28 protein-coding genes and 1 tRNA gene are annotated in these 26,298 nt (G+C 56.0%); 9 read left to right on the plus strand and 20 right to left on the minus strand.

Annotation, left to right across the window (positions count from 1 at the left end; genetic code table 11):
- Position 1: 1 nt before the first annotated feature.
- The 12 genes from rlmN to trmJ form a co-directional block, all read right to left on the minus strand.
- Positions 2-1,147: a 23S rRNA (adenine(2503)-C(2))-methyltransferase RlmN gene (gene rlmN / locus J5M56_RS15485; RefSeq protein WP_060479416.1), complete on the minus strand. Its 1,146-nt coding sequence runs from the start codon at positions 1,145-1,147 to the stop codon at positions 2-4.
- Between the two features lie 28 nt (positions 1,148-1,175).
- A complete protein-coding gene (gene ndk / locus J5M56_RS15490; protein WP_011532343.1) occupies positions 1,176-1,601 on the minus strand; it encodes a nucleoside-diphosphate kinase in 426 nt (141 codons plus the stop codon).
- Between the two features lie 89 nt (positions 1,602-1,690).
- Positions 1,691-1,891, minus strand: coding sequence for a Fe-S cluster assembly protein IscX (gene iscX / locus J5M56_RS15495; protein ID WP_016713204.1), 201 nt, complete (start codon positions 1,889-1,891; stop codon positions 1,691-1,693).
- A 10-nt stretch (positions 1,892-1,901) separates the two neighbouring features.
- Positions 1,902-2,243 carry an ISC system 2Fe-2S type ferredoxin gene (gene fdx / locus J5M56_RS15500; RefSeq protein WP_060479415.1) on the minus strand — a complete coding sequence of 114 codons (342 nt, stop codon included), beginning with the start codon at positions 2,241-2,243 and terminating at the stop codon, positions 1,902-1,904.
- Between the two features lie 3 nt (positions 2,244-2,246).
- Positions 2,247-4,109: a Fe-S protein assembly chaperone HscA gene (hscA, locus tag J5M56_RS15505; protein WP_060479414.1), complete on the minus strand. Its 1,863-nt coding sequence runs from the start codon at positions 4,107-4,109 to the stop codon at positions 2,247-2,249.
- Positions 4,110-4,151: 42 nt separating this feature from the next.
- Entirely contained in the window at positions 4,152-4,673 is a 522-nt protein-coding gene (gene hscB, locus J5M56_RS15510) for a co-chaperone HscB (RefSeq protein WP_186477657.1), read from the minus strand.
- A gap of 8 nt (positions 4,674-4,681) precedes the next feature.
- Entirely contained in the window at positions 4,682-5,005 is a 324-nt protein-coding gene (iscA, locus tag J5M56_RS15515; RefSeq protein ID WP_023630636.1) for an iron-sulfur cluster assembly protein IscA, read from the minus strand.
- 28 nt (positions 5,006-5,033) lie between these two features.
- The gene (gene iscU, locus J5M56_RS15520) at positions 5,034-5,420 is read right to left on the minus strand and encodes a Fe-S cluster assembly scaffold IscU (protein ID WP_007929523.1); all 387 of its coding nucleotides are present in this window, start codon (positions 5,418-5,420) and stop codon (positions 5,034-5,036) included.
- A gap of 46 nt (positions 5,421-5,466) precedes the next feature.
- A complete protein-coding gene (locus tag J5M56_RS15525) occupies positions 5,467-6,681 on the minus strand; it encodes an IscS subfamily cysteine desulfurase (RefSeq protein ID WP_186477656.1) in 1,215 nt (404 codons plus the stop codon).
- Between the two features lie 45 nt (positions 6,682-6,726).
- Entirely contained in the window at positions 6,727-7,218 is a 492-nt protein-coding gene (iscR, locus tag J5M56_RS15530) for a Fe-S cluster assembly transcriptional regulator IscR (RefSeq protein WP_008092572.1), read from the minus strand.
- A gap of 179 nt (positions 7,219-7,397) precedes the next feature.
- The gene (gene cysE / locus J5M56_RS15535) at positions 7,398-8,183 is read right to left on the minus strand and encodes a serine O-acetyltransferase (protein WP_186477655.1); all 786 of its coding nucleotides are present in this window, start codon (positions 8,181-8,183) and stop codon (positions 7,398-7,400) included.
- A 3-nt stretch (positions 8,184-8,186) separates the two neighbouring features.
- Positions 8,187-8,957, minus strand: coding sequence for a tRNA (cytosine(32)/uridine(32)-2'-O)-methyltransferase TrmJ (trmJ, locus tag J5M56_RS15540; RefSeq protein ID WP_207937260.1), 771 nt, complete (start codon positions 8,955-8,957; stop codon positions 8,187-8,189).
- Positions 8,958-9,108: 151 nt separating this feature from the next.
- On the opposite strand from trmJ, the gene suhB reads away from it, so the two are divergent.
- Positions 9,109-9,927, plus strand: a complete 819-nt coding sequence (gene suhB / locus J5M56_RS15545; protein ID WP_060479410.1) for an inositol-phosphate phosphatase — start codon at positions 9,109-9,111, stop codon at positions 9,925-9,927.
- A gap of 148 nt (positions 9,928-10,075) precedes the next feature.
- Here suhB and J5M56_RS15550 read toward each other — a convergent pair whose 3' ends face one another.
- From J5M56_RS15550 to queA, 6 genes are all read right to left on the minus strand, one after another.
- Positions 10,076-10,618 (minus strand): glycine zipper 2TM domain-containing protein, encoded by a 543-nt coding sequence (locus J5M56_RS15550; RefSeq protein ID WP_060479409.1) that lies wholly within the window; start codon positions 10,616-10,618, stop codon positions 10,076-10,078.
- Between the two features lie 119 nt (positions 10,619-10,737).
- Positions 10,738-11,646, minus strand: a complete 909-nt coding sequence (secF, locus tag J5M56_RS15555; RefSeq protein WP_060479408.1) for a protein translocase subunit SecF — start codon at positions 11,644-11,646, stop codon at positions 10,738-10,740.
- A 10-nt stretch (positions 11,647-11,656) separates the two neighbouring features.
- Positions 11,657-13,519, minus strand: a complete 1,863-nt coding sequence (gene secD / locus J5M56_RS15560) for a protein translocase subunit SecD (RefSeq protein ID WP_186477653.1) — start codon at positions 13,517-13,519, stop codon at positions 11,657-11,659.
- A 65-nt stretch (positions 13,520-13,584) separates the two neighbouring features.
- Positions 13,585-13,920, minus strand: a complete 336-nt coding sequence (gene yajC / locus J5M56_RS15565) for a preprotein translocase subunit YajC (protein WP_008092587.1) — start codon at positions 13,918-13,920, stop codon at positions 13,585-13,587.
- A gap of 42 nt (positions 13,921-13,962) precedes the next feature.
- Positions 13,963-15,078: a tRNA guanosine(34) transglycosylase Tgt gene (gene tgt / locus J5M56_RS15570; RefSeq protein WP_186477794.1), complete on the minus strand. Its 1,116-nt coding sequence runs from the start codon at positions 15,076-15,078 to the stop codon at positions 13,963-13,965.
- Between the two features lie 14 nt (positions 15,079-15,092).
- A complete protein-coding gene (gene queA / locus J5M56_RS15575) occupies positions 15,093-16,142 on the minus strand; it encodes a tRNA preQ1(34) S-adenosylmethionine ribosyltransferase-isomerase QueA (RefSeq protein WP_060479405.1) in 1,050 nt (349 codons plus the stop codon).
- Between the two features lie 108 nt (positions 16,143-16,250).
- Between queA and J5M56_RS15580 the strand changes: the two genes are divergently transcribed.
- From J5M56_RS15580 to J5M56_RS15605, 6 genes are all read left to right on the plus strand, one after another.
- Positions 16,251-16,335, plus strand: a tRNA-Leu gene (locus J5M56_RS15580).
- A gap of 174 nt (positions 16,336-16,509) precedes the next feature.
- Positions 16,510-17,724 carry a tyrosine-type recombinase/integrase gene (locus J5M56_RS15585; protein ID WP_207937261.1) on the plus strand — a complete coding sequence of 405 codons (1,215 nt, stop codon included), beginning with the start codon at positions 16,510-16,512 and terminating at the stop codon, positions 17,722-17,724.
- Between the two features lie 2 nt (positions 17,725-17,726).
- Complete coding sequence (locus tag J5M56_RS15590; RefSeq protein WP_207937262.1) at positions 17,727-18,581, plus strand: hypothetical protein; 855 nt, start codon at positions 17,727-17,729, stop codon at positions 18,579-18,581.
- Between the two features lie 98 nt (positions 18,582-18,679).
- Positions 18,680-18,949, plus strand: a complete 270-nt coding sequence (locus J5M56_RS15595; RefSeq protein ID WP_243430790.1) for an AlpA family phage regulatory protein — start codon at positions 18,680-18,682, stop codon at positions 18,947-18,949.
- Entirely contained in the window at positions 18,949-19,359 is a 411-nt protein-coding gene (locus J5M56_RS15600; RefSeq protein ID WP_243430791.1) for a hypothetical protein, read from the plus strand. Before J5M56_RS15595 ends, J5M56_RS15600 begins: the two co-directional genes overlap by 1 nt.
- A 221-nt stretch (positions 19,360-19,580) precedes the next feature.
- Positions 19,581-20,987 (plus strand): replication endonuclease, encoded by a 1,407-nt coding sequence (locus J5M56_RS15605; RefSeq protein WP_207937263.1) that lies wholly within the window; start codon positions 19,581-19,583, stop codon positions 20,985-20,987.
- Between the two features lie 286 nt (positions 20,988-21,273).
- Here J5M56_RS15605 and mobV read toward each other — a convergent pair whose 3' ends face one another.
- Together mobV and J5M56_RS15615 are read right to left on the minus strand one after the other, a co-directional pair.
- Positions 21,274-22,290, minus strand: coding sequence for a MobV family relaxase (gene mobV, locus J5M56_RS15610; protein ID WP_207937264.1), 1,017 nt, complete (start codon positions 22,288-22,290; stop codon positions 21,274-21,276).
- Positions 22,287-22,757, minus strand: a complete 471-nt coding sequence (locus J5M56_RS15615; RefSeq protein WP_207937265.1) for a hypothetical protein — start codon at positions 22,755-22,757, stop codon at positions 22,287-22,289. The genes mobV and J5M56_RS15615 overlap by 4 nt, the downstream gene beginning before the upstream one ends.
- A 477-nt stretch (positions 22,758-23,234) precedes the next feature.
- Between J5M56_RS15615 and J5M56_RS15620 the strand changes: the two genes are divergently transcribed.
- Both J5M56_RS15620 and J5M56_RS15625 read left to right on the plus strand, forming a co-directional pair.
- Entirely contained in the window at positions 23,235-24,956 is a 1,722-nt protein-coding gene (locus J5M56_RS15620; RefSeq protein WP_207937266.1) for a DUF262 domain-containing protein, read from the plus strand.
- A 686-nt stretch (positions 24,957-25,642) separates the two neighbouring features.
- The gene (locus J5M56_RS15625) at positions 25,643-26,266 is read left to right on the plus strand and encodes a trypsin-like peptidase domain-containing protein (protein WP_230849778.1); all 624 of its coding nucleotides are present in this window, start codon (positions 25,643-25,645) and stop codon (positions 26,264-26,266) included.
- Positions 26,267-26,298 lie beyond the last annotated feature (32 nt).

Raw genomic sequence — 26,298 nt, forward strand, 5'->3', positions numbered from 1 at the left:
CTCAGTGGCGCACGCCGCTGACTGGCTGCTCAGCGTCAGCGGACAGCTGGCGGACAGCGATATAGCGCTCGCTGCGGCGGGTACGGTCGTTTACCTGACCGACCAGTTGACCACAGGCCGCGTCGATATCGTCGCCGCGGGTGGTACGGGTGGTGACGTTGAAGCCACCATGGTGCAGCAGGTCCTGGAAGCGGCGGATAGCGTTGTTGCTCGGCCGTTCGTAACCCGAATGAGGGAACGGGTTGAACGGGATCAGGTTGATCTTGCACGGTACGTCGCGCAGCAATTCGATCATTTGCGCCGCATGCTCAGGCTGGTCGTTGACGTCCTTGAGCAAGGTGTACTCGATGGTCAGCACACGCTTGCCGCCAAGGGTCGACATATAACCCATGCACGACTCAAGCAGCATCTTAAGTGGGTACTTTTTATTGATCGGCACCAGCTGGTTGCGCAGTTCGTCGTTGGGTGCGTGCAGCGACAAGGCCAGCGACACGTCGATGTGCTTGGCCAGTTCGTCGATCATCGGCACCACGCCCGAGGTGGACAGGGTGACGCGGCGCTTGGAAATGCCATAGCCCAGATCTTCCATCATGATCTTCATGGCGGCGATGACATTGTCGAAGTTCAGCAGAGGCTCGCCCATGCCCATCATGACCACGTTGGTAATGGCGCGGTCGATCTTGGCAGGGACGGTCCCAAAAGATTTGTTCGCAAGCCACACCTGCCCGATCACTTCGGCGGCGGTGAGGTTGCTGTTGAAGCCTTGCTTGCCGGTGGAGCAGAAACTGCAGTCCAGGGCGCAGCCGGCTTGGGACGATACGCAGAGCGTACCGCGGTCGTCGGTAGGGATGTAGACGGTTTCGACGCAGCTGCCGGAGGCAACGCGGATCACCCACTTACGGGTACCGTCTGCGGAAATGTCTTCACTGACCACTTCCGGGCCGCGAATCTCGGCAACGGCCTCGAGTTTTTCGCGCAAGACTTTGCCGACATTGGTCATGGCGGCGAAATCGTCGACGCCAAAATGGTGAATCCACTTCATCACCTGCCCGGCGCGAAAGCGCTTCTCCCCGATCGAGTCGAAGAACTGTTCCATTTCCTGCAGGGTCAGCCCCAACAGGTTGATTTTGCCGGTAGATGTCGTCATGGATTCACCTTCACCCTTAAGCTTTCGCTTAGCGAGTGGTTACCTCGGTAGCAGCGAAGAAGTAAGCGATTTCGCGGGCAGCAGCAGCTTCGGAGTCCGAACCGTGAACGGCGTTGGCGTCGATCGACTCAGCGAAGTCAGCGCGGATGGTGCCTGGAGCAGCTTCTTTAGGGTTGGTAGCGCCCATCAGCTCACGGTTCAGAGCGATGGCGTTTTCGCCTTCCAGAACCTGAACGACGACCGGACCGGAAGTCATGAAAGCAACCAGGTCACCGAAGAAGCCACGAGCGCTGTGCTCGGCGTAGAAGCCTTCGGCTTCGGCTTTGGACAGTTGCTTGATTTTCGAGGCAACGATTTTCAGGCCGGCTTCTTCGAAGCGGGTGGTGATCTTGCCGATAACGTTCTTGGCAACGGCGTCCGGCTTGATGATCGAGAAAGTACGTTGAACAGCCATGGAAAACTCCAGAATATGAGTGTTACGAAAAATTAAACCCGCGAATTATACGCGGGTTCCAGGGGATTGCCTAACCTGCAGCGTCACGCTTAGTCGGCTTCGTCAATCCAGGCCGCCTGGATGGCCTCGAGCACTTTTTCACCGCCTCGTGACGGATCGTCGCTGAACTCCGGCAGCGCCAGCACCCAACGGTGCAGATCGACGAAATTCACATATCTAGGATCGACTTCCGGCTTGCTTTCTGCAAGCTGGATGGCGATCTCAAGTACATCAATCCATTTCAGGCTCATGGGGCAAATCTCAGTGCGGTGCTTCGGCAGCGTGGTTGAGCGAATATTTTGGAATCTCGATGGTGAGGTCCTCGTCACCGACGATAACCTGGCAGGCCAGACGCGATTGCGCCTCCAGGCCCCATGCCTTGTCCAGCATGTCTTCTTCCAGCTCGTCGGCCTCCTCGAGGGAGTCGAAGCCTTCACGCACGATGCAATGACAAGTGGTGCACGCGCACACACCACCGCACGCGCTCTCCATCTCGATGTGGTGCTCGTGGGCCAGCTCCAGAATGTTGGTGCCTGGCTCCACTTCAACCACCAGCCCTTGCGGGCAGAACTTCTCGTGCGGCAGGAAAATCACCTGGGGCATCGGTTACTCCTCGATCTCATTCAGGTTGCGCCCGGCCAGTGCGGCTTTGACCGTCGAATCAAGGCGACGGGCGGCAAAAGCATCGGTCACCTGCGACAGACGCTTGGTCTGCTGCTCGATGGCGGGGCCATCGGTGCCGTTGAGCAAATCACGCAATTCTTGCATCTGGTACTCGATGGCCACCCGCTCATCTTCGCTGAGCAAGCGTTCACCGTCGGCATCCAGGGCACCCTGCACCGCTTCGAGCAGGCGCTCACCGTCGACTTGGTGCTCGCGCAACTGGCGCGCCTGCTTGTCGGAGCCTGCGTGCTCGAAGGAATCCTTGAGCATGCGGGCGATCTCGCCGTCGGTCAGGCCGTAGGATGGCTTCACCTGAATGCTGGCCTCAACCCCCGAACCCAGTTCGCGGGCGGCCACGCTGAGCAGGCCGTCGGCGTCGACCTGGAAGGTCACACGGATCTTCGCGGCGCCGGCGACCATGGCCGGAATGCCGCGCAACTCGAAGCGCGCCAGGGAGCGGCAGTCGCTGATCAACTCGCGCTCACCCTGCAGCACGTGGATCATCATGGCCGACTGGCCGTCTTTATAGGTGGTGAATTCCTGGGCACGCGCCACTGGAATGGTGGTATTACGCGGGATCACCTTTTCCATCAGCCCGCCCATGGTCTCGAGACCAAGTGACAGCGGGATGACATCGAGCAGCAGCAGTTCGCCGCCTTCGCGGCGGTTGCCGGCCAGGGTGTCGGCCTGAATGGCAGCGCCGATGGCGACGACCTGATCGGGGTCGATGGAAGTCAGCGGCGTACGCCCGAACAGCGCGCCAACGGCTTCACGCACTCGCGGCACGCGGGTCGAACCACCGACCATGACCACGGCGCCCACCTCGTCCAGCTCGACACCGCTGTCGCGCACGGCGCGCCGGCAAGCTTTCAGGCTGCGCGCGACCAGGGGTTCGATCATGGCTTCGAAGGCCACTCGGCTCAGCTCGCCGCGCCAGGCGCCATGGCTGACAGTGACGCTATCGGCGTCGGTCAGGGCCTCTTTGGCAGCGCACGCGGCTTGCAGCAGCTGGCGTTGGGTGGCCGGATCGAGGTCGGCCGAAAGACCCGCCTGCTCGATGATCCAGCCGGCGATGGCGTGGTCGAAATCGTCGCCACCCAGGGCCGTATCGCCACCTGTGGCCAACACCTCGAATACACCCGCAGTCAGGCGCAGGATGGAAATATCGAAGGTACCGCCACCCAGATCATAAATGGCCACCAGGCCCTCGGCATTCTGGTCGAGCCCATAAGCCACGGCAGCGGCAGTTGGCTCGTTGAGCAGGCGCAGTACGTTAAGGCCAGCCAGACGGGCAGCATCCTTGGTGGCTTGGCGCTGGGCATCGTCGAAATAGGCAGGCACGGTGATCACTGCGCCCACCAGCTCACCGCCAAGGGTGGCTTCGGCGCGCTCGCGCAGCACCTTGAGAATGTCGGCGGAGACTTCGACCGGGCTTTTCGGGCCCTGCACAGTGTCGATGAACGGCATGTGCGACTCGCCGCCGACAAAGCGATAAGGCAGCTGCTCGCCGAGCTGTTTTACATCGGCCAGGCCTCGCCCCATCAGGCGCTTGACCGACAGCACGGTGTTCAGCGGGTCGCTGGAAGCCGCTTCACGCGCTGCCAGGCCAACTTCATTGTGGTCGGCCAGGTAACGCACTGCTGACGGCAGAATGACGTTGCCCTGCGCATCAGGCAGGGGCTCGCTGCGACCGCTGCGCACGGCAGCGACCAGAGAATTGGTGGTACCCAGGTCGATACCCACCGCCAGGCGGCGCTGGTGCGGCTGAGGGCTTTGACCGGGTTCGGCGATCTGCAGTAGGGCCATGCTTATCTGAATACCTTAGGTGTCGCCACGGGCGACACCGGGTTAGTCGTCGAGGCGCTCTTCGAGTTGGCGCACTTCTTGGGCGAGCTTGTCCAGGAATTGCATGCGGCGCATCAGGCGCTCGGCCTTGTCGCGCTCGGCAGGCACATCCCAGCAGGCGGCAAAATCCTCGTTCAGCGTGTCCTGAGCAGCCTTCAGGCGCTTCTTGAACACAGCCACGCCGTCGAGGTCGGCTTCATCCTGCAGCTCTTCCAGCTCTTCGCGCCACTGCATTTGCTGCATCAGAAAATCAGGGTCGTGGACCGTGATCTCCTGGGGCACTTCGTGGCCACCGATGGCCAGCAGGTAACGGGCACGGCGCGGCGCGCTGCGCAGCGTCTGATAGGCATCATTGAGGGCCGCAGACTTTTCCAGCGCCGCCCGCTGCTCGCGCTCGGAGGCGTCGGCGAAGCGATCCGGGTGGACCTCACGTGCCAGTTCGCGATAGCGAACAGCCAGTTTATCGAGGTCCAGACGGAAGCAGGGCTGGAGGTCGAACAGAGCGAAGTGACAAGGAGTACCCACGGCCAGCCTCAAACGTTGAAGCTTTCGCCGCAGCCACACTCACCGCGCACGTTGGGATTGTTGAACTTGAAGCCTTCGTTCAAACCTTCCTTGACGAAGTCCAGCTCGGTACCGTCCAAGTAGACCAGGCTCTTGGGATCAATGATCACCTTGACGCCGTGGTTCTCGAACACCTGGTCTTCGGCGGCCAGCTCGTCGACGAACTCCAGCACGTAGGCCAGGCCCGAGCAGCCGGTGGTGCGCACGCCCAGGCGAATGCCCTCACCTTTGCCACGCCCATCGAGGGAACGGCGAATGTGGTTGGCGGCGGCTTCTGTCATGCTGATAGCCATCGGAACTCCTTGAGTCTTGCGGGCGGGCTTAGATCAAGCCTTTCTTCTGCTTGTAGTCGCGAACGGCTGCCTTGATGGCATCTTCGGCGAGTACCGAGCAGTGGATCTTCACTGGCGGCAACGCCAGCTCTTCCGCCAACTGGGTGTTCTTGATGGTTTCGGCTTCGTCCAGCGTTTTGCCCTTCATCCATTCGGTGGCCAGGGAGCTGGAAGCGATGGCCGAACCGCAGCCGTAGGTCTTGAACTTGGCGTCTTCGATGATGCCTTGCTCGTTGACCTTGATTTGCAGACGCATCACGTCACCGCACGCCGGGGCGCCGACCATGCCGGTGCCGACATCTGGGTCCTCGGCATTCATCTTGCCGACGTTACGTGGGTTTTCGTAGTGGTCGATGACCTTTTCACTATATGCCATGGTGCAATTCCTTCCTCATCAGGGAGCCGCTCTTGCCGGCGACTGCTTAGTGGGCGGCCCACTCGATCTTGGAGATGTCGACGCCGTCTTTGTACATGTCCCAAAGCGGCGACAACTCACGGAGTTTGTTAACGGCCTCGCAGACTTTCTGCGCGGCGTAGTCGACTTCTTCCTCGGTTGTGAAGCGGCCGAAGGAGAAGCGGATCGAGCTGTGCGCCAACTCATCGTTGCGGCCCAGCGCGCGCAGCACGTAGGACGGCTCGAGCGAAGCGGAGGTACAGGCCGAACCGGACGATACGGCGATGTCCTTGAGCGACATCAGCAGCGACTCGCCCTCGACATAGTTGAAGCTCAGGTTGAGATTGTGCGGCACGCGTGCAGTTTTGCTGCCGTTGACGTACAGCTCTTCAAGGTCCGATACCTGCTTGAAGAAACGGTCACTCAGGGCCTTGATGCGCACGTTCTCGGCGGCCATTTCCTGCTTGGCGATGGCGAACGCCTCGCCCATGCCAACGATCTGGTGGGTTGGCAGCGTGCCCGAACGCATACCGCGCTCATGGCCACCACCATGGATGATGGCTTCCAGGCGCACCCGCGGCTTGCGGCTGACGTACAGCGCGCCAATACCTTTAGGGCCATACGCCTTGTGAGCGGAGAACGACATCAGGTCGACCTTCAGCTTCTGCAGGTCGATTTCAACCTTGCCGGCCGATTGAGCGGCGTCAACGTGGAACAGCACGCCGCGCGAACGGGTCAGTTCACCGATGGCAGCAATGTCGTTGATCGAACCGACTTCGTTGTTCACGTGCATCAGCGAAACCAGGATGGTGTCGTCGCGCAGCGCCGCCTCGACCATGGCCGGGGTGATGATGCCGTCTTCGCCCGGCTCCAGGTAGGTGACTTCGAAACCTTCACGCTCGAGCTGGCGCGCGGTATCCAAAACCGCCTTGTGCTCGATCTTGGAGGTGATGATGTGCTTGCCTTTGCTCTGATAGAAGTGCGCCACGCCTTTGATGGCGAGGTTGTCGGACTCGGTGGCACCGCTGGTCCAGACGATTTCGCGCGGGTCGGCATTGATCAGCTCGGCGACCTGACGACGGCCGTTCTCAACCGCTTCTTCGGCCTTCCAACCGAACACGTGGGAACGCGAAGCCGGGTTACCGAAGTTGCCGTCGACCAGCAGGCAGTCGGCCATTTTCTGGGCGACACGAGGGTCGACCGGCGTGGTAGCGGAATAATCGAGGTAGATCGGCAACTTCATGGGTATCTCCTATCAGGCGGTGGCGTCGCTCGTCGCGGCTAATGGTCAGTCGACGGCAGACGTCTCAATCTTGTCCAGCTGGGCGGTACGGCCTGCGACTCGCCGCAGGTCCTGGCGCTGAGCGACTTCCTGCACCTCACGGCGCATGACGAGGTCGGCCAGGCTGATGCCGCTGAGGAATTCGTGAATCTGCTGACTGAGGTCGCACCACAGGTGGTGGGTCAGGCAGGTGTCACCGGCATGGCAATCCCCAAGCCCCTGGCAACGGGTGGCATCGACCGATTCGTTGACCGCATCGATGACCTGGGCCACCTGGATGGTTTCCATGCCGCGCGACAGCTGATAACCGCCGCCAGGGCCGCGAACGCTGGAAACCAGGCTGCTGCGGCGCAGCTTGGCGAACAGCTGTTCCAGATAAGAAAGGGAAATGCCCTGGCGCTCGGAAATGTCGGCCAAAGACACAGGCCCGTGCTGCGCGTGCAGTGCCAGGTCGAGCATGGCAGTGACGGCGTATCGGCCTTTAGTAGTCAGTCGCATGGCTAATGGGTACCACGGGAGTTACGGGATGTGTGCAAGTATGCGATTCCCGAGCATTTAAGTCAACTATTAGACCTAGTGCTTTAGTCGGGTTTGCATCCGGAGGGCGGGCGCGATTGTAGCAGCAACGGGGCGCGAGCACACGCCCCATGTGTCAGAGCCGCTCGGACGCGACGCGATCAATGCAACTGAGTGTCGCGCTCAGCGGCCTGGGTTTGTTGGATGAAGTCATCTTCGGGCAGCTTGGGCAGCTCTTTGGCACAGTAGTCGCTGCCCATTTTGGTCAGTGCCCCGCACATGCCTTCCAAACGCTCGTCGACGGCCTGCAGATGGTCGAGCATCTGGCCAATGGCGCGAGCCACCGGGTCCGGCATGTCGCCGCTGACGCCGTAGGCATCGAAGCCGATTTTCTCGGCCATGGCCTTGCGCCGCGCCTCGATGTCACTGTCTTCGCTCTTGACGATGATCCGCCCAGGGATACCCACCGCCGTTGCACCGGCGGGCACCGCCTTGGTCACCACCGCGTTGGAGCCAATCTTGGCGCCCGCCCCGACGGTGAACGGGCCGAGCACCTTGGCACCTGCGCCTACCACCACACCGTTCTCCAGGGTTGGATGGCGCTTGCCTTTGTTCCAGCTGGTGCCACCAAGGGTCACCCCCTGGTAGAGCGTGACATCGTCGCCGATTTCGGCGGTTTCGCCGATGACGATACCCATGCCGTGGTCGATGAAGAAGCGTCGACCGATGGTTGCGCCCGGATGGATTTCGATACCTGTCAGCCAGCGGCCGAAGTTGGACACCAGGCGTGCCAACCACTTGAAATCACGCTTCCACAGGGCATTACCCAAGCGGTGCAGCCAAATGGCATGCATGCCGGGGTAGCAAGTCAGCACCTCGAAAGCGTTGCGCGCTGCAGGATCACGATGAAATACGCTTTGGATATCTTCACGCAGACGTTCGAACATCTGTCAGTCCTTCCGTTTATGCGGCTCGCCCCGGACCACTTTCTGGGTCTCGGTGAGGATGCCGCGCAAAATGCTTATTTCCGTACGCTCGACCGAACTGCGCCCATACAACCGGCGCAAACGCGGCATCAGGTGTTTGGGCTTGGCGGGGTCGAGGAAGCCGATGTCCACCAGGGTTTTTTCCAGGTGTTCGTAGAACAGCTCCATTTCGTCCATGGTCGCCAGTTCGTTGCCGCGCGTAGCGCCGGCGTCAGCCTTCTCGATGCTCAAGACCCCACCCTCGACCCCCAGCCAGGCCATGCGTACCTCGTAGGCAAGCACCTGAACCGCTGCAGCGAGGTTCAACGAGCTGAAGTCTGGATTGGAGGGAATATGCACATGGAAGTGACATCGCTGCAGTTCGTCGTTGGTCAGGCCGGCATGCTCACGCCCGAACACCAGGGCGATGGACTCACCCGCTTTGGCATGCTCCACTGCCTTGACCGCGCACTCGCGCGGATCGATCAGCGGCCAGGGGATGCTCCGCTCCCGGGCGCTGGTGCCCATGACCAGGCTGCAACCGACCAGCGCATCCTCGAGGCTGTCGACCACCTGGGCATTGGCCAGGATGTCGTCAGCTCCGGAAGCTCGAGCGCAGGCTTCATCAGCTGGAAAATCTTTTGGCTGCACCAGCACCAAACGCGACAAGCCCATGTTTTTCATGGCACGCGCAGCGCCGCCGATGTTGCCGGGGTGGCTGGTATTGACCAGAACAACACGAATATTTTGCAGCAAGGTGTTGTGCTCACAGATGCAGGTTTGGGGGGAAACGATCTTACAGAACCGACCAGCGTAACGCCAAGAAAGCAAATGTGACACTTCTGCCGCCAAACTTTTCTGCTAGAATGTCCGGCTTTATTCTTTAACATCTCCAGGTGACCCGCCCATGCAGCCTATGCTGAATATCGCCCTGCGCGCCGCTCGCAGCGCCAGTGAACTGATTTTCCGCTCCATCGAACGCCTGGATAGCATCAAGGTCGACGAGAAAGAGGCCAAGGACTACGTCTCCGAAGTGGATCGCGCCGCCGAGCAGAGCATCGTCAACGCCCTGCGCAAGGCCTACCCGAACCACTCCATTCAAGGTGAAGAAACCGGCCTGCACGCCGGCACCGGCGAAGAAGGCAAGGACTACCTGTGGGTCATCGACCCGCTGGACGGCACCACCAACTTCCTGCGTGGCATTCCGCACTTCGCTGTCAGCATCGCCTGCAAATACCGCGGCCGCCTCGAGCACGCCGTGGTCGTCGACCCAGTACGCCAGGAAGAATTCACCGCCAGCCGCGGCCGTGGCGCCCAGCTCAATGGCCGCCGCCTGCGCGTCAGCTCGCGCACCAGCCTCGAAGGCGCCCTGCTGGGCACCGGTTTCCCATTCCGTGACAACCAAATGGCTGACATGGACAACTACCTGGGCATGTTCCGCGCCCTGACCGGCCAAACTGCCGGTATCCGCCGCGCAGGCTCCGCCGCACTGGACCTGGCCTACGTGGCCGCTGGCCGCTTCGACGCCTTCTGGGAGTCGGGCCTGTCCGAGTGGGACATGGCAGCAGGCGTGTTGCTGATCCAGGAAGCCGGCGGTTTGGTGAGCGACTTCAACGGTGGCCACGATTTCCTCGACAAAGGCCACATCGTTGCGGGCAACATCAAGTGCTTCAAGGCCGTACTGACCGCTATCCAGCCACACCTGCCAGAGCACATGAAGCGCTAAGCGCCAATTGCCGGCCATAAAGAAAGCACCCCATGGGGTGCTTTCTTTTTGCCTGAAGATTGGTAGCGCAATCAAAGGTCAACCGAAGCCAACCAGAGCGACGCAGACCTCAAAGCTTACGCCGCAGGGGCCAGCGCAGATACGCCCATCACTGCCCAGCTTCACTGAGAATCAGCTTGCCATTCTTGTCCACAGGAATGGTCGAGCCTGGTTCGTGATCCATCTTCACCTGCCCCGCCTTGTCGCCAAGCGTGTATTTGACGTTATACCCGACTACCTTGTCGCTGACGTCATGCACGGTGTTGCAGCGAGTTTGGGTGGTGGTATAGGTGTCACGCTGCTGCATGCCTTCCTGCACCTTGTTGCCCGCATAACCACCACCGACAGCACCGGCCACGGTGGCGATCTTCTTGCCAGTGCCGCCGCCAATCTGGTTACCCAGCAGTCCACCGGCGAGCGCGCCGACCACAGTACCGGCAATCTGGTGCTGATCCTTGACCGGCGCTTGGCGCGTGACGGTAACGTCTTTGCACACCTCACGCGGTGTCTTGATCTGTTGCTTGATCGGTTGCACGTCGGTGACCTGGGCATATTCAGGCCCTTTGTTCACCAAGCTGTAGGTGGCCACAGCACCTCCGGCGGTTACACCGACAGCACCCAGTACAGCGCCTACCAGCATTGATTTGTTCACATGAACCTCCTGTTGTACCTGCAGGAGTCAACCTGCTTTCTCCCTGCCTTGGAGCAAAAAAAAAGGCGCGAGTTCAACACTCGCGCCTTTGGGGTCGCCGAACGGAGTAAGACTAATCGTCAGGGACGATCATCCACACCGTCGGTTTTCGCGGGTGGAATCAGGTCTTCGCTATTCAAGTTCAGCCAGATCAGCACCACGTTGGCGATGTAGATCGATGAATAGGTACCTGCCATGACGCCGATGAACAGCGCCAGCGAGAAGCCGAACAAGTTATCGCCCCCAAAGAACAGCAGCGCAGCGATGGCCAGCAAGGTCGAGACCGAGGTTGCCACGGTGCGCAGCAGGGTCTGGGTGGTCGAGACGTTGATGTTCTCGATCAAAGACGCCTTGCGCATCACACGGAAGTTTTCACGCACCCGGTCGAAGACCACGATGGTGTCGTTGAGCGAATAGCCGATGATGGCAAGCACCGCTGCCAGTACCGTCAGGTCGAAGGTGATCTGGAAGAACGACAGAATGCCCAGGGTGACCACCACGTCGTGAATCAACGAGATGATCGCGCCCACGGCGAACTTCCACTGGAAGCGGAATGCCAGGTAAATGAGGATACCGCCCAAGGCCAGCAGCATGCCGAGGCCACCTTGATCGCGCAGCTCTTCACCTACCTGCGGGCCGACGAACTCGACTCGCTTGATGGTCGCTGGGTTGTCGCCACCGATCTTCTGTAGCGCAGCTGCCACTTTGTTACCCAACTGCGGGTCATCGCCCGGCATACGCACCAGCAGGTCGGTGGTGGCGCCAAAGCTCTGCACCACAGCCTCGTGGAAGCCGGAGTCGACCAGCTCGGCGCGCACCGCCTTCAGGTCAGCCGGGCGCTCGTAGGTCAGCTCGATCAGCGTGCCGCCGGTGAAGTCCAGGCCGAAGTTCAGGCCCTTCTGCCACCAGCTGAACAGCGCCAGCACGGTGAGGAGCACGGTAATGCCGAACGCGACATTACGCACGCCCATGAAATTGATGGTTTTCATCGTAGCTCCCTCAAACCCACAGCTTCTTGATGTCACGCCCGCCGCAGGTCAGGTTGACCATTGCGCGAGTCACCATGACGGCGGTGAACATTGAGGTGAAAATCCCGAGAGACATGGTCACCGCAAAGCCCTTGACCGGACCTGTACCCATTGCGAACAGGATGCCGCCGACCAGCAGGCTGGTCAGGTTGGCGTCGATGATCGCGGTGTAGGCCCGATTGAAGCCTTCATGGATCGCGCGCTGTACCGACATGCCGGCTTTGAGCTCCTCGCGAATACGCGAGAAGATCAGCACGTTGGCGTCCACCGCCATACCCATGGTCAACACGATACCCGCAATACCCGGCAGGGTCAGGGTTGCACCGAGCAGCGACATCAGCGCCAGCAGCAGCACCATGTTGCCTGCCAGGGCGATGGTGGCGATCACGCCAAAGCCGCGGTAGATGGCGATGATGAACAGCGAGACGAACAGCATGCCCCACAGCGACGCATCGATACCCTTGGTGATGTTGTCCGCACCCAGGCTAGGGCCGATGGTGCGTTCCTCAGCGAAGTACATCGGCGCCGCCAGGCCACCGGCACGCAGCAGCAGGGCCAGTTCCGACGACTCCCCCTGGCCGTTCAAGCCGGTGATACGGAATTGGCTGCCCAGTGGCGACTGAATGGTTGCCAGGCTGATGATCTTCTTCTCTTCCTGGAAGCTCTGAACGGCAACGTCCTTCTCGACGCCGTCGACGGTCTGCTTGACATAGCGTGTGACCGGCTTCTGCTCGATGAAGATCACCGCCATGCTGCGGCCCACATTGCTGCGGGTTGCGCGGCTCATCAGTTCACCACCGTGACCGTCCAGACGGATGTTCACCTGTGGACGACCGTGCTCGTCGAAGCTCGCCTGGGCATCGGTCACCTGGTCACCCGTGATGATCAGGCCACGCTCCACAGCAGCGGAGCGGTTGCCTTCGCGGAACTCGAAGACCTCGGTAGTAGCCTTGGAAGCACCAGGCTCGGCGCCAAAGCGGAACTCCAGGTTGGCGGTCTTGCCGAGGATGCGCTTGGCTTCGGCAGTGTCCTGCACGCCCGGCAGCTCGACCACGATGCGGTTGGCACCCTGACGCTGTACCAGCGGCTCGGCCACACCCAGCTCGTTCACACGATTGCGCACGGTGGTGAGGTTCTGCTTGATCGAGTACTCGCGGATCTCGGCAACTTTCGCCTGGGTCAGCGCCAGACGCAGCACCGCCAGGTCATTGCGCTCGGTGGTGGTCAGGTCGAAATCATTGAAATTCTTGCGGATCAGGGCACGTGCCTGTTCGCGGGTGGCGTCGTCAGCGAAGCCCAGCATCACAGCGCCATCTTGCGGCGGCAGGCTGCGGTAGCGAACGCGCTCTTTACGCAGCAAGGTCTTGACCTCGCCTTCGTAGACTTTCATGCGGGCAGTCATGGCCTTGTCCATGTCCACTTCCAGCAGGAAGTGCACACCACCGGACAGGTCCAGGCCCAGCTTCATCGGGCTTGCGCCCAGGTTACGCAGCCACTGCGGCGTCGTTTGAGCCAGGTTCAAGGCCACGACGTAATCATCGCCCAGCGCCTTGCGCACAACATCCTTGGCTGGCAGTTGATCTTCCTGGTTGTTCAGGCGAATCAGCCCACTGCCCTTCTCACCCAGGCTGGCACCCTTGACGGTGATGCCAGCATCGCTCAGCGCCTTGCTGACGCGATCGAGGTCGGCCTGCTTGACCTGCAGCGCCGAGCTGGCACCACTGATCTGCACCGCCGGATCGTCCGGGTAGAGGTTGGGAGCGGAATAAATGAAACCGATCGCCAGTACCACCAGGATCAGTGCGTATTTCCACAGAGGGTATTTGTTCAGCATCACGCCGCCCGTTCAAGACGCGGGGCGCTTTGCGCGCCCCGACTGGAAAAAATGAAACCGGTAACTCAGATAGCTTTGAGCGTACCTTTTGGCAGGGTGGCCGCGATGGCACCCTTCTGGAACTTCAGTTCGACGGTATCGGAAACTTCCAGTACCACGAAGTCATCGGAAACCTTGACGATCTTGCCGGCGATGCCGCCGTTGGTGACAACTTCGTCACCCTTTTGCAAGTTGCTCAGCAGGTTCTTCTGCTCTTTGGCACGCTTGGCCTGTGGGCGCCAGATCATCAGGTAGAAGATGACCAGGAAACCAACCAGGAAAATCCACTCGAAACCGGTACCGGCGGGGCCAGCGGCGGGTGCTGCAGCGTCCGCGTATGCGGCGGGGATCAAGAAGCTCATTGGGCACTCCTAATGTAATTTTCTAATAATAATTGCGAACAGTCAGTCCAAAGGCGGCACAGCAAGCCCGCGCTTGGCGTAGAAGGCGTCGACGAAGGCGGCCAATTTACCCTGTTGAATAGCCTCGCGTAAACCGGCCATCAAGCGCTGGTAATGGCGCAAGTTGTGGATGGTATTCAGCATGCTGCTCAGCATTTCGCCGCACTTGTCCAGATGATGGAGGTAGGCACGGGAGAAGTTGGTGCAGGTGTAGCAATCACAGGTCGGATCCAGTGGCGAATCATCGTGGCGATGGAACGCGTTACGGATCTTGATCACCCCTGTATCGACGAACAGGTGGCCGTTGCGCGCATTGCGCGTAGGCATCACGCAGTCGAACATGTCGACGCCGCGGCGCACACCCTCAACCAGATCTTCAGGTTTGCCTACTCCCATAAGGTAACGAGGTTTGTCAGCGGGCATCTGATCTGGCAGGTAGTCCAGCACCTTGATCATTTCGTGCTTGGGCTCGCCAACCGACAGCCCGCCGATGGCCAGGCCGTCGAAGCCGATGTTTTCCAGCGCTTCGAGCGAGCGCATGCGCAGGTCCTGATACATGCCGCCCTGGACGATGCCAAACAGCGCGGCAGTGTTGTCGCCGTGGGCATTCTTCGAGCGCTGAGCCCAGCGCAGCGACAGTTCCATGGAGGTGCGCGCCACATCATGCTCGGCCGGGTACGGCGTACACTCGTCGAAAATCATGACAATGTCCGAGCCCAAATCGCGCTGGACCTGCATCGACTCTTCCGGGCCCATGAACACTTTGGAGCCATCGACCGGCGAGGCGAAGGTTACACCCTCTTCCTTGATCTTGCGCATGGCACCCAGGCTGAACACCTGGAAGCCGCCAGAGTCGGTAAGGATCGGACCTTTCCATTGCATGAAGTCGTGCAGGCCGTTGTGCTTCTTGATCACCTCGGTGCCTGGGCGCAGCCACAGGTGGAAGGTGTTGCCCAGAATGATCTCGGCACCGATGGCCTCGATGTCACGCGGCAGCATGCCCTTGACCGTGCCATAGGTACCCACTGGCATGAAGGCTGGGGTTTCGACCGTGCCACGGGGGAAGGTCAACCGGCCACGACGGGCCTTGCCGTCGGTAGCCAGCAGTTCGAACGACATTCGACAGGTGCGACTCATGCTTGATCCTCTGGGCCGCGTGGCGCCGGATTGCGGGTGATGAACATGGCATCACCGTAACTGAAGAAGCGGTAACCGTTGTCCACCGCTGCCGCGTAGGCAGCCATGGTCTCGGGGTAACCGGCGAAGGCCGAGACCAGCATCAGCAGCGTGGACTCCGGCAGGTGGAAGTTGGTGACCAGGCAATCGACCACATGGAAGGGCCGGCCTGGGTAGATGAAGATGTCGGTGTCGCCGCTGAACGCCTTGAGCACGCCGTCGCGCGCCGCGCTCTCCAGCGAACGCACGCTGGTGGTGCCGACGGCGATCACCCGGCCGCCACGGGCGCGGCAGGCCTCGATGGCGTCGACCACATCCTGGCTCACTTCGAGCCATTCTTTATGCATATGGTGGTCTTCGATCTTGTCGACGCGCACCGGCTGGAAGGTGCCTGCGCCCACGTGCAGCGTGACGAACGCGCGCTCCACGCCCTTGGCGGCGATCTTTTCCAGCAGCGCCTGATCGAAGTGCAGGCCGGCAGTTGGCGCTGCGACGGCCCCGGCGCGTTCGGCGTAGACAGTCTGGTAACGCTCACGATCCGCGCCTTCGTCCGGGCGGTCGATGTAGGGCGGCAGCGGCATGTGACCGACCCGATCGAGCAGCGGCAACACCTCTTCGGTAAAGCGCAGTTCGAACAACGTATCGTGGCGGGCGACCATCTCGGCCTCGCCTCCGCCGTCGACAAGAATCACCGCGCCCTCTTTGGGCGCCTTGCTGGCACGCACATGGGCCAGCACTCGGTGGCTGTCGAGCACGCGCTCGACCAGCACCTCCAGCTTGCCGCCGGAGGCTTTCTGGCCAAATAGCCGCGCCGGGATCACCCGGGTGTTGTTGAACACCATCAGGTCACCAGGCTGCAGATAGTCGAGCAGATCCGGGAATTGCTTGTGTGCCAGCGTACCGCTCGGCCCATCGAGGACCAGCAAACGGCTGCCATGGCGCTCGGCCAGAGGATGGCGGGCGATCAGGGAATCAGGGAGTTCGAAGGAGAAATCGGCGACGCGCATGATGATGTTCGGGTTCGACAGGGCCGGGAAGTTTAGCCCAATGTGTGAAAATAGACCATGAAAGCCGATTGACCGACCAAAGGCATGTCTCTATACTGCGCGCCACACGCCCTGATGGCGGAATTGGTAGACGCGGCGGATTCAAAATCCGTTTTCGAAAGGAGTGGGAGTTCGAGTCTCCCTCGGGGCACCAACCGCATGTTTTTACCTGTCTCTGGCAGTGTAAAAACGAGAAGAAATGACTTGTAAAGCCCGCCCTGTGCGGGCTTTCTTGTTTCTGGCTGTCTCTATCCATCTCCCTTCACTCCTTCCTTTCCTGTATCCCCACCTGTATCCTCCCAAAAATCTCTAACTTTGGGATACACAGATGAAGCGCTCGCAGATCAAGCGCCGCCCCCTCGCTGACACAGTCCTTGCGGCCTTGGAGCCAGAAGCCACGGAATTTCGCGAGCTGTATGGCGAAAACCTCTATTTTCGTGTGAAGCCAAACGGAGGAAAATCGTGGCAATTGAGATATAAGAAGCCCGGCGGCTCTTGGGCTTGGCTTGGTCTGGGTGGCTACCCGGAAGTCAGTGCTGCTCTAGCTAAAAGCAAGGCAGCTGAGCATCGAAAGCTGGTGAGCCAAGGTATTGACCCGCTTGAGCAAAAGCGCGCAGCTAAAGCGGCACTCGAGGTTGCTAGGACACGAACCTTCCGCTCCGCTGCTGCTGGGTGGTTGCAATCCAAGACTGATCAAGGCCTAGCTAAAACGACGCTAGAAAAAATGCAAACCTACCTGGAGAAAGACATCCTCCCTGCGTTGGGTGACAAGCTGCTTGATGAGATCACTCGCAACGACTGCGCTAGTCTCCAGGCATCAATTGAAGCCCGTGGTGCCCACAATGTCGCTGAGAAGTGCCGTTCTTGGCTTAATCAGATCTTCGGTCGAGCTATCGGCCTTGGCCTCACTGAGAACGATCCTGCAAGTAGGCTGCGAGATATTGCGGATGCAGCTCCAACAACAAAGCAGCACCCTCATCTTCTTGAGGGCGAATTACCGGATTTCATTAGAGCACTAAAAAATACAACCAGCCGGCTCCCTGCCCGAACCGCTGCCTGGCTTTGTATCTGGACAGCTTCACGACCAGGTGTCGTTCGCTTTGCCGAGTGGTCTGAGTTTGACCTCGAGGCAGGTGTCTGGATGATACCAGATGAAAAAATGAAGATGGGCCGTGATCACGTTAGCCCCCTTCCTTTACAAGCAATAGCCGCACTTAAGGATCTCCAGAGGGTTACAGGCCGAAGCAGATGGCTGTTTCCTGGAGTAGGCCCCAAAAACCCTATGATTAGCGAGAATACCATTAACAAAGTTTTCGCTAGTATCGGGTACAAAGGTCGCTTGGTTGGACATGGCACTCGCCATACTGCAAGTACCTTGTTACGCGAACACGGATGGCCTAAGGATCATATTGAAGTCCAACTTGCTCACAAAGAAGCAGGTGTTTCGGGCGTTTACAATAAAGCACAGTATTTGGATAAACGCTCCGTAATGATGCAGTGGTATGCAGACTATCTAGATAAGCTCGCGACGACAGGGAACTAATAATGGAAGAACTATGGATTAATCCGGCGCGCGCCGTTGAGACTCTCAACAGAGCCGGCAATCATAAATTCACCCTGCGAGACTTAAAAACCCTCTGCGCAATCGGAAGGTGTCCTGCATATATAAGCTGTGACGATGCAATAGGATTTGAGCTCGAAACAAACAGGAAAGTACGAGCCTCCGGCAAACAGTTACTGGTTAATCCAGAGCAACTTCGCGTTACCACCTTAGAATATGTCGACCAACCTATAATCAATACTCTGACCATCTTCAAGCACATCGTAGTTCAAGGGCCTACGCAAACGTGCAAGGAACAGAGCGACTCAGGAGGGTCGAGCTGCAATACGATCTGGAAGCTGAACTGCAAAACCACACGATACTGCGCGGTATTCAGATCGTCTGACATTGAAGCCGTTACTAGAGACACAATAACAATACAAGAATTGATCAACAGCGTACCTGCCTTGCCTCACCCTGTAACCTTTGTAGCTGCCAAGAGCATACCCACCATTGAAAGCAACGAAATCTCGAAACTGCAGCAACAGCTGGAGATCGAGCGCAATGCCCGAAGACTGGCGGAGGAAAAACTTGAATCAGCAAGTACCTCTGTGAAGACTTCGTACCTTCTAACAGTAGCTGGTCTGCTGGAATTGTTACTATCAGAGCAAAATAAACCCCACTACGACCAGGGAAAAATTGCAGCAGAAATAGAAGACAAAGGGTGGAGAGGCGCAAGCGCCAGCACACTTACTAAGCTTTTTGCTGAAGCTAAAGCGGCAGCCGCTGAAGCGGAGAAAATCACCATCGCTAAAGCTGAGGCTAGGGAAAAGCTAACAAAGCAACGAATTAACCGCTAAGATATTTTGCAATTGCAAAAACCACTTTTGCAATTGCAAAGACTAATTGAGAGCTTTTCGTCAATCTGAGGCCGTCATCACCTATAACGGGCTCAGATATGTTCACCCTTCCCTTCCCCCGCCCTAGCAACACATCTTGGGCGTCCGAGATCATCAATCCTCGGTCTGTCATCATCCGCATGCGTGATGTCGAAGCCATCACCGGGTTGGGCCGAAACTCCATCTATAAACGATTGAAAAGTGATTCAAGCTTTCCTAGACCTGTCAAGCTTAGTGATAGCACTTCTCGAGGCGCACCCGTTGGTTGGGTACTGGCTGAAGTTCAAGATTGGGTAGAAGGAAGAGCGGCATTGAGGGAGAAGCAATAATGGATCACTCCAACATCCCGCAGCCGTGTCCTGTGGCATCGCCCTCGAACTCAATGACTAGCACTGAAAAACAAGAAGCCTGGAAGCGACAGCTCATGGACTATGAGCGACAACGTGCAGCTACCGAGGCTGTGGGCCTGCCCGCATTGCACAGGTTAGTAGAAGTCGCCAACCAGGATTCGGGACAGAGCCGAGTATGCGGTCGCTTTCTGCTCGCGCTCTATAATGGTAAAGCATTTCCTTTTGAGCTCAGTGAGCTTCGTAGCCTTGAAAGATCAATTTGGGAAGATTGCATGGCCGTGCTTGCACTCGACCAGCGCCCCAAAAAAGAAATTCATCTCCTTGTGAAAAATGGCCCTGCCATTTGGGATAAGTTGAAATTCACCTGGGCGCCTAAAAAGCGAGCATAACATTAGAGATATTAGATCTCTACGATACTGGCTAATACTAACTTAGCCAGTTCTCCTTTGCTTCATCAATAGCTAAACCTCCACATCCAAGACTACCTGGCTGTGATGATATAAATTCTGGGGCAGGGAATCTTTGCTCCGCCTGCCTATGTTCGATGCCACGAGGGCTGCAACATGATTTTTCAATTCAAGGAAGAAAATCACATATCAAAGGAACCACAGTGCCAACTGAACGAAAAATACAGACGGAAAAAGAGATTTACTCAACTATTGGCTTGACCGTTACGGCTGAGTCACTACCCCCGCTCCATTCTCTTTCTCCGAAGCAGATATCCTACCTGGCAGTCAGAATAGCTGGACAGTTTTCAGCAAACCAGGATTATGATTTTGAATATTTCAACACCAGGGTCGAGTTTAAAACCAACTTCTATGCAATCACGATTACTGGTTCTTCTGCGCCGGCCGTGATCGCAAAGTCAATGTCACGAAAATATTGGAGGCGCCGAATACAATACGAAGCAGATATTGCAAGACTCAATGCTGAAGCGGCACTCAAAACAGTCGGTGGCCTCTCTCACGCAGCCCAGCTATATTCTTCTGATGTTACTGTAGAAAAAATAAGACTTAGAAAAAGCGACCTAGATGATTACCTGAGTAGCAAGGTAATCGTAAACACTCACACAGGAAACAAAATCTCGCTATCTGAACTAGCTGAGCGGGCAGCTGTAAATCGATTCAAAGAATTATATTGGATATCCAAAAATTTTGAATCTATTGCGAAAGACCGGGGAATGGGATGGCTATTTGTAACCTACACAGCACCGCCTGAATACCACCCGAACCCTTTGAAAGGGAAATGTAGCTATAACCCCAAATTAGGAATTAAGGCAAGTCATGATTATATTTCCTCAGCTTGGGCACGCATTAGATCGCTCTTGAATAAGCGAAATTTTAAAAGCGGGATTGACACATACTTTGGTATCAGAACAGCCGAAACCCATAAAGATGGGTCTGTACATTGGCATCTCTTGATTTTTGCCACGCCCGAAGCAGTCCACCCGTTCATTGAGGCTAGCAAGGAACAATTCCCACTCTACGGACAGTTAAAAATTGAAATTGGAGATCCAAATATCGGCAGTGCTTCAAGCTACATATTCAAATACCTCGCTAAAGGGTTCGACACGGCCGTTTCAAATTTTGACAGCCAGGGTAAGGACGCAGAAACCGATGATTTGCGGGAACAGGAAGACTTGGCATCAATCAGGCACGGAGAGCGAGTTCGTGCAGCATTACAAACTATGCGAGTAAGGCAGTACCAACCTTTTGGAGTAAAAAATGTCCTCACATTGATTCGCTCAGTCAACAAGCTTCAAGAGGAAGATTTCAAATCACTGGAGGGTGAGGTGGCGGAAATTGTAAAAACAAAAATTTGGAGAAACCCCTATGGCTTAAAAAATTTACTCCAGGCACCTGACTTGTTCAAGAAATATAACGGTGTAGCTCCCCTGATGCTGATTAGAGAAGAGAGCAAAACCGTCTACGGCGAGAAAACATACAAGATCATTGGCTTGAAGATCGGTGATAATCACATTTGCAGCCAGGGGAAATTCAAAATCGAGGACGCTTAGCCATTCGGTTACAGTTATTAATAGTGTTCCAAGAAACGCCATCACGGCTCCAACCCCAGTCATAAACGATACTCACCAAGAGAGGCTAATTATGCTAATTGATAGGAACGGCGTGACCTATTATGATGGCTGTGAAATGTGCGGCAGCAGTGAAGTGCCCCCTTACTACGTAGGAATTGGGTTCTATTGTCAGTCTTGCGCGAACAAAGAGGTGGAGCACTCTGGGAAGGAACTGGTGAAAAGCTTGTGGGCACCACACCCAGCTACTCGGAGTAGCAGACCTCAATCAACTTAGACTCCGTTCATTTGCGAGTTCACGGCCCCCTTGTGGGGCCTTTCTTTTTTCGCCTGTACTAAGCTCTAGAATTTCAAAGCGACGCGCCAAGGCGTCTCTCTCTGCTTCTATTGATAAGACATGACTCTCGATCTGACGAATCTCTTTTTCTCTTTCAGCTAGGGACTCGGAGCGACGCTCAAGGTCGGCAGTTTTCATAGCGTCTTCGATCTCTCGATGCTTAGCAGCCTGCTGTTTTCCGACGATGTCTAATCTCATGGCCTCTAGTTTCTTTTGCCTAGATCGATCTGCTTTTCTTCTACGCAACTCGCGTTTTGCGAGCAAATTGTTAGCCTGTGCTATGACTTCCGCCTGCTTCCAGGCCTCAGTTTTAATCCCAAACGCCGCAGCCGCGTAGTCCTTTCGGCAAAGCTGAGGCGCAAGGTTAAATTCCGTCAGGGCTGTATAGAATGATGCTACGGCTTCATGCTTAGCCTTGGAGCCTTTTAATCCACGCTTCAAGCCGCGCTTGGAACCGCAGGCAAGATGAAAGTCGTCTTGCATCTCCCTTAACTTTGCGGGGCTGCCCAGGAAGTCTCGACAGGACAATCGTCCATCCTGTGTACGAGGCACTACGTAAGCGACCATATGGGGCGTCGATTCATCAAGGTGCACAGTTGCACTCAGGACGTTAGCCTCTCCATGGCGCTTCCTTAACCACGCAAGAGAGTCACTGAAATATCCTTCGCCCAAGTCGTCTAAATGGCCACCATGGCGCTTAAACAGCTCAGGGGAGGCGGTTATTAGGTATTCAATACAGATAACTGCATCGCTTCTCCTTTTCTTTGGTAACTGGCTCTGCACAGCGTCCAAGAGTTGGCTAGTGCTCCTGGCTCCGACCGTGCGATTTTGTTTTAGTCTGGTGGGGTCGGCGTTAGGCGTAGCCTGCTCTCTGAAGGTGTGATTAGAAGACCGGCGCACGGCATTTAGGCTTTTAAGCTTTTTAGTACGCAATATACCGTACATCATAAAGCCGGCTCGTCGAAGTCAATTCTCGCCAAGTTCCGTTTCCAGGTAGGCACATATGGCTTGCCTTCAGTGCTGTCGACAACATAAGGTGGCTCTGGCGGTGTACCTCCACCACTCGAATGAGGTAAGAGTATTCCAGCAATGACATCCAGCAGCAGAGATATAGTTTTCATCATAGCGTCAAACAGCGTCTGCTCAACTCTTAGGACTTCTCTAAAACCTTCGTGATCCGCCTCAATATACCTATGTGCAGCGCGTGTGCTCTGAATCGTTAATAGCGCATCAAAAGCTAACGGAGCATCTATGCGCCGGATCTCATAAAAATACATTTGCTCCTGGCCGACTGATATATCGGCAAGTGCTCTTATCATCACATCATTTAGCTTTTTTCCTGGGAAAGTTTTTCCCGCTTGCATCCAGAGGTTGCGCTTATCGGCTGGCAAAGCAATCACGTTAGAGTTAATCATCACGGCATCTCCTATTGCTCTTCTTATTTTTTAATAAGTATGCAAATGGAGCAAAGTTTTATGCAACGACTTTCTGAGACACAAAGTGTAACCCACTACACATTAACTACGTTAATGGTGGGCCAGCGTGCCGCTGGACTGCCTGCGCGTCGGTTCCCGCCTTGCAAAATCGCGCCCCCTTTGGGCGCCACCGGCCTGGGGGCCGCCCCAGACGCTCGGGGGTGGGGAGGTAAAGCTCTCCCCACCCCCTCGGGCAGGTTGCGCCCGAAGCATGTCGTCAAGGGTACGCTAAGCGCCAATCCTCACCCGTTCCTGCTCGCTCGTACCTCGCTGCGCGGGCTGCGGCTTCCGGTTAGCCCCTTGACTACAGATGATCTAGGACGTATCTGTACATCTTTTCATGTTGGCACATGGCCATGCTAGACCACAGCTGCATACATGCAGACCTTTAGTTATTAAGACACGGAGTAGTTAATAATGTCATTTCAAACACCTATTACCATAGCAGAAGCAATTAGGAACATTGAAAACAACAGGTATCTTTTACCATCTATTCAGCGGGAATTTGAATGGAGCCACAGCAAGATTGAATGGCTTTTCGACTCCATCATGCGCAACTATCCCATTAGCTCTTTTTTGTTCTGGCGCGTTGAAGACATCACGAAAAACCAGTTTAAATTTTACAAATTTATCCGAGAGTTTCGCCAACGATATAAAACCCACAACGAGGAATTTAGCACTACTGGCCACAGCGACTTTACCGCAATACTTGATGGCCAACAGCGATTAACCTCTTTATATATCGGACTTCGGGGAAGCTATGCTTATAGAACTCCACGTTTGCGAGAAGAGGACTCAGAACGAGTCTATCCGACCAGGCTCCTATATCTAAATATTGTCAAGCCGCTAGAGAACGAGGAAGACGGCCGACAGTTTGAGTTCAAATTCCTAACAAACGAAGAGTACGAGCACGACAAGGAGTCCTGGTTTAAAGTCTCAGAAATATATGGCCTGTCTGATGACTTCGAGTTCAACAAATACCTAGACGCACATAATCTCAAAGCACATGAGTTCTCTTACAAAACTTTAGCTACACTCAAAAACATCGTTCACTCAAAACCAATTATCAACTTCTTCTTAGAAACTGAACAGAATATCGATAAAGCTCTGAATATTTTCATCAGAATCAACAGTGGTGGCGAGCCCCTTAACTTTTCAGACCTAATCATGTCGATTGCGGTCGCCAACTGGGATACCATTGACGCGCGAAAAGAAATTCATGCACTCACAGACGCAATTGTTGATAAAGGCTTTACTATTACTAAAGACTTCGTTCTAAAAACGTTCCTTTTTCTTCACAGCAAAGATATTAAGTTCAAGGTAACAAACTTCTCCAAAGCTAATGCACAAAACTTTGAAAAAGAATGGCTCAACATTCGCGACTCAATATTATCCGCGTTTGATCTTGTAAAATCTTTTGGCTTTGTTGACACCACTTTAACTTCTAAAAATGCTGTATTGCCGATCATCTACTACCTGTATCATCGAAACATCTACAAGGGATTCGACAGCAAAATCGAATACGCACAAGATCGTGATGTAATTCGAAAATGGATTCACACAGCTCTGGTAAAACGCTTGTTTGGCGCTCAAACAGATAGCGTACTCAATCAAATTCGTAGAGGCTTCACAGATGATGTCTTGAGCTCTCCCATTGATCCCGCACAGACAAGTTTCCCCGTAGCCGATATCAATCAACACATTCGTAAAGACCTAGGTATCAGCGATGAGTTTATCAGCGAACTTCTGATGACTCAGAAGGATGAAAAGTATGCGTTCTCGATCTTAGCCTTACTATACCCCGACATGGACTATAGGAACAATAATTTCCACAAAGATCACTTACACCCTGAGATCATGTATTCAAATATTCCAGCATCTAGCGCACACTACGACGACTGGGAAACATACAACTCAATTAAAAATCTCCAGATGCTAGATGCCAATGAAAACCAATCGAAAAACGGCAGTGACCTTCATTCATGGATCACAAGCCGCCCAGGTTTCTCTGGTAACAAAGAGTTCTTTTTGAATCGCTATTTGATTCCCGACACCGATCTAGACATCACAAACTTTTCAAACTTCATCACTCTAAGAGAGAACATGCTCCGCAACATATTGAAAGAAAAACTGGCTTAAATTTCCCGTCCTGGAAATCGCTAGCCAAAACCTACCCCTCGTGGTCTTGAAGCGGGCTTAGGGAATCCCGCCAAGCTCTGGGATAGCCAAGGCCCTTAACCACTTGGGGTGGTCGGCTTTGAAGGGAGCATCAGTCGGGGATCCTCGCATGGGGCTGGGGCTCGAGGTCAACCCATTTTCGTTTCAGACCGAGCCCATGTGGTGTTAGACCGAAGGCCTCTTTTTATCATCGCCCTCCGCTGCGTAAACCTAGCTGGAAGGTATGGCCTTCGAAAAAATGACACAGGAATCACCTAGTCGAGAATGCCTTGTATCCCCTTGTGTATCCCCAGAAAATATCCAGTGAAAATTCCCTATATTCATTGGCTTATTCGAGTCTCCCTCGGGCACCAAAATCCGGAAAAAACCGACCCTCGGGTCGGTTTTTTTTCGCCTGCCGTTCGGTCCCACCCGTACCACTTTTGGCGCCAACCTGCTGACCTCGCCCACGCCGCGCATCCAAGCAATCAATTGGCCAGGTCTCCGATAATGGCCATAAGCTGTCATTCGTCGGTTATATGCCAAAAGTATTGCCTCAGTAGTGGCACTTAGCCATAGTCGCGCCTTTATCCACCACTACTGCGTGCCCCATGAACAAAACCGCACCTTGGCTAGCAGCAATGACGCTGCTGAGTGGGTGCAATGGAATGCCGACCGCTTACGTTTCCGACCCCGTCTACGATCAGGCTTTTGTCGTTACCTCTGGCGCCCCCCTGCCGATGCTGCTGATGGCGACCGCCATCCAGTGGAATGAAGAGTACGCCGTCACTGCCAAGCACACCCCTTTCCTTCGCAATGTGGTCCACGAAGGGTTGGGCGATGTGGTGTTCTTCAAGCACAAGGCCAATAAAGTGCCCCAATGGCGCCAGTTCGTCCCAGGCGAATCGGTGACGGCGGTCGGCTTCAACAGTTTGATGATGCCGGTACAGGGCAAAGGCCATACCCTCGCCTCGCTGGTGCGTCTGAGCGGTACGCCAGGCAGCGTCTTCTACTCGGTGCATGATGGCCCGATCACCAAAGGCATGTCCGGTGGGCCGGTGTTCGCCGACGACGGCAATGTGGTCGGAATGAATGTGGCGTACATCGCCAAAGACCAGATAGATGCCCGCACTCGGCCAGACCTTGCCGACAAGCAACGGATCAGCGTTTTCATGTCCTACAGCGAAATCGACAAGGAATGGCGCCGTTTCCAGTATCTGGCTCACAGGAGCAAGCCCCAGGGCGCGCCTGCGGCCATCAAAGGCTTTGTCGCGGTGGCGAATAAGCCTTGATACGCCACGGGGGTTAGGCCAGATGAAACAAC

The organism is Pseudomonas sp. 51_B (assembly GCF_017491595.1).
Taxonomy (GTDB): Bacteria; Pseudomonadota; Gammaproteobacteria; order Pseudomonadales; family Pseudomonadaceae; genus Aquipseudomonas; species Aquipseudomonas promysalinigenes.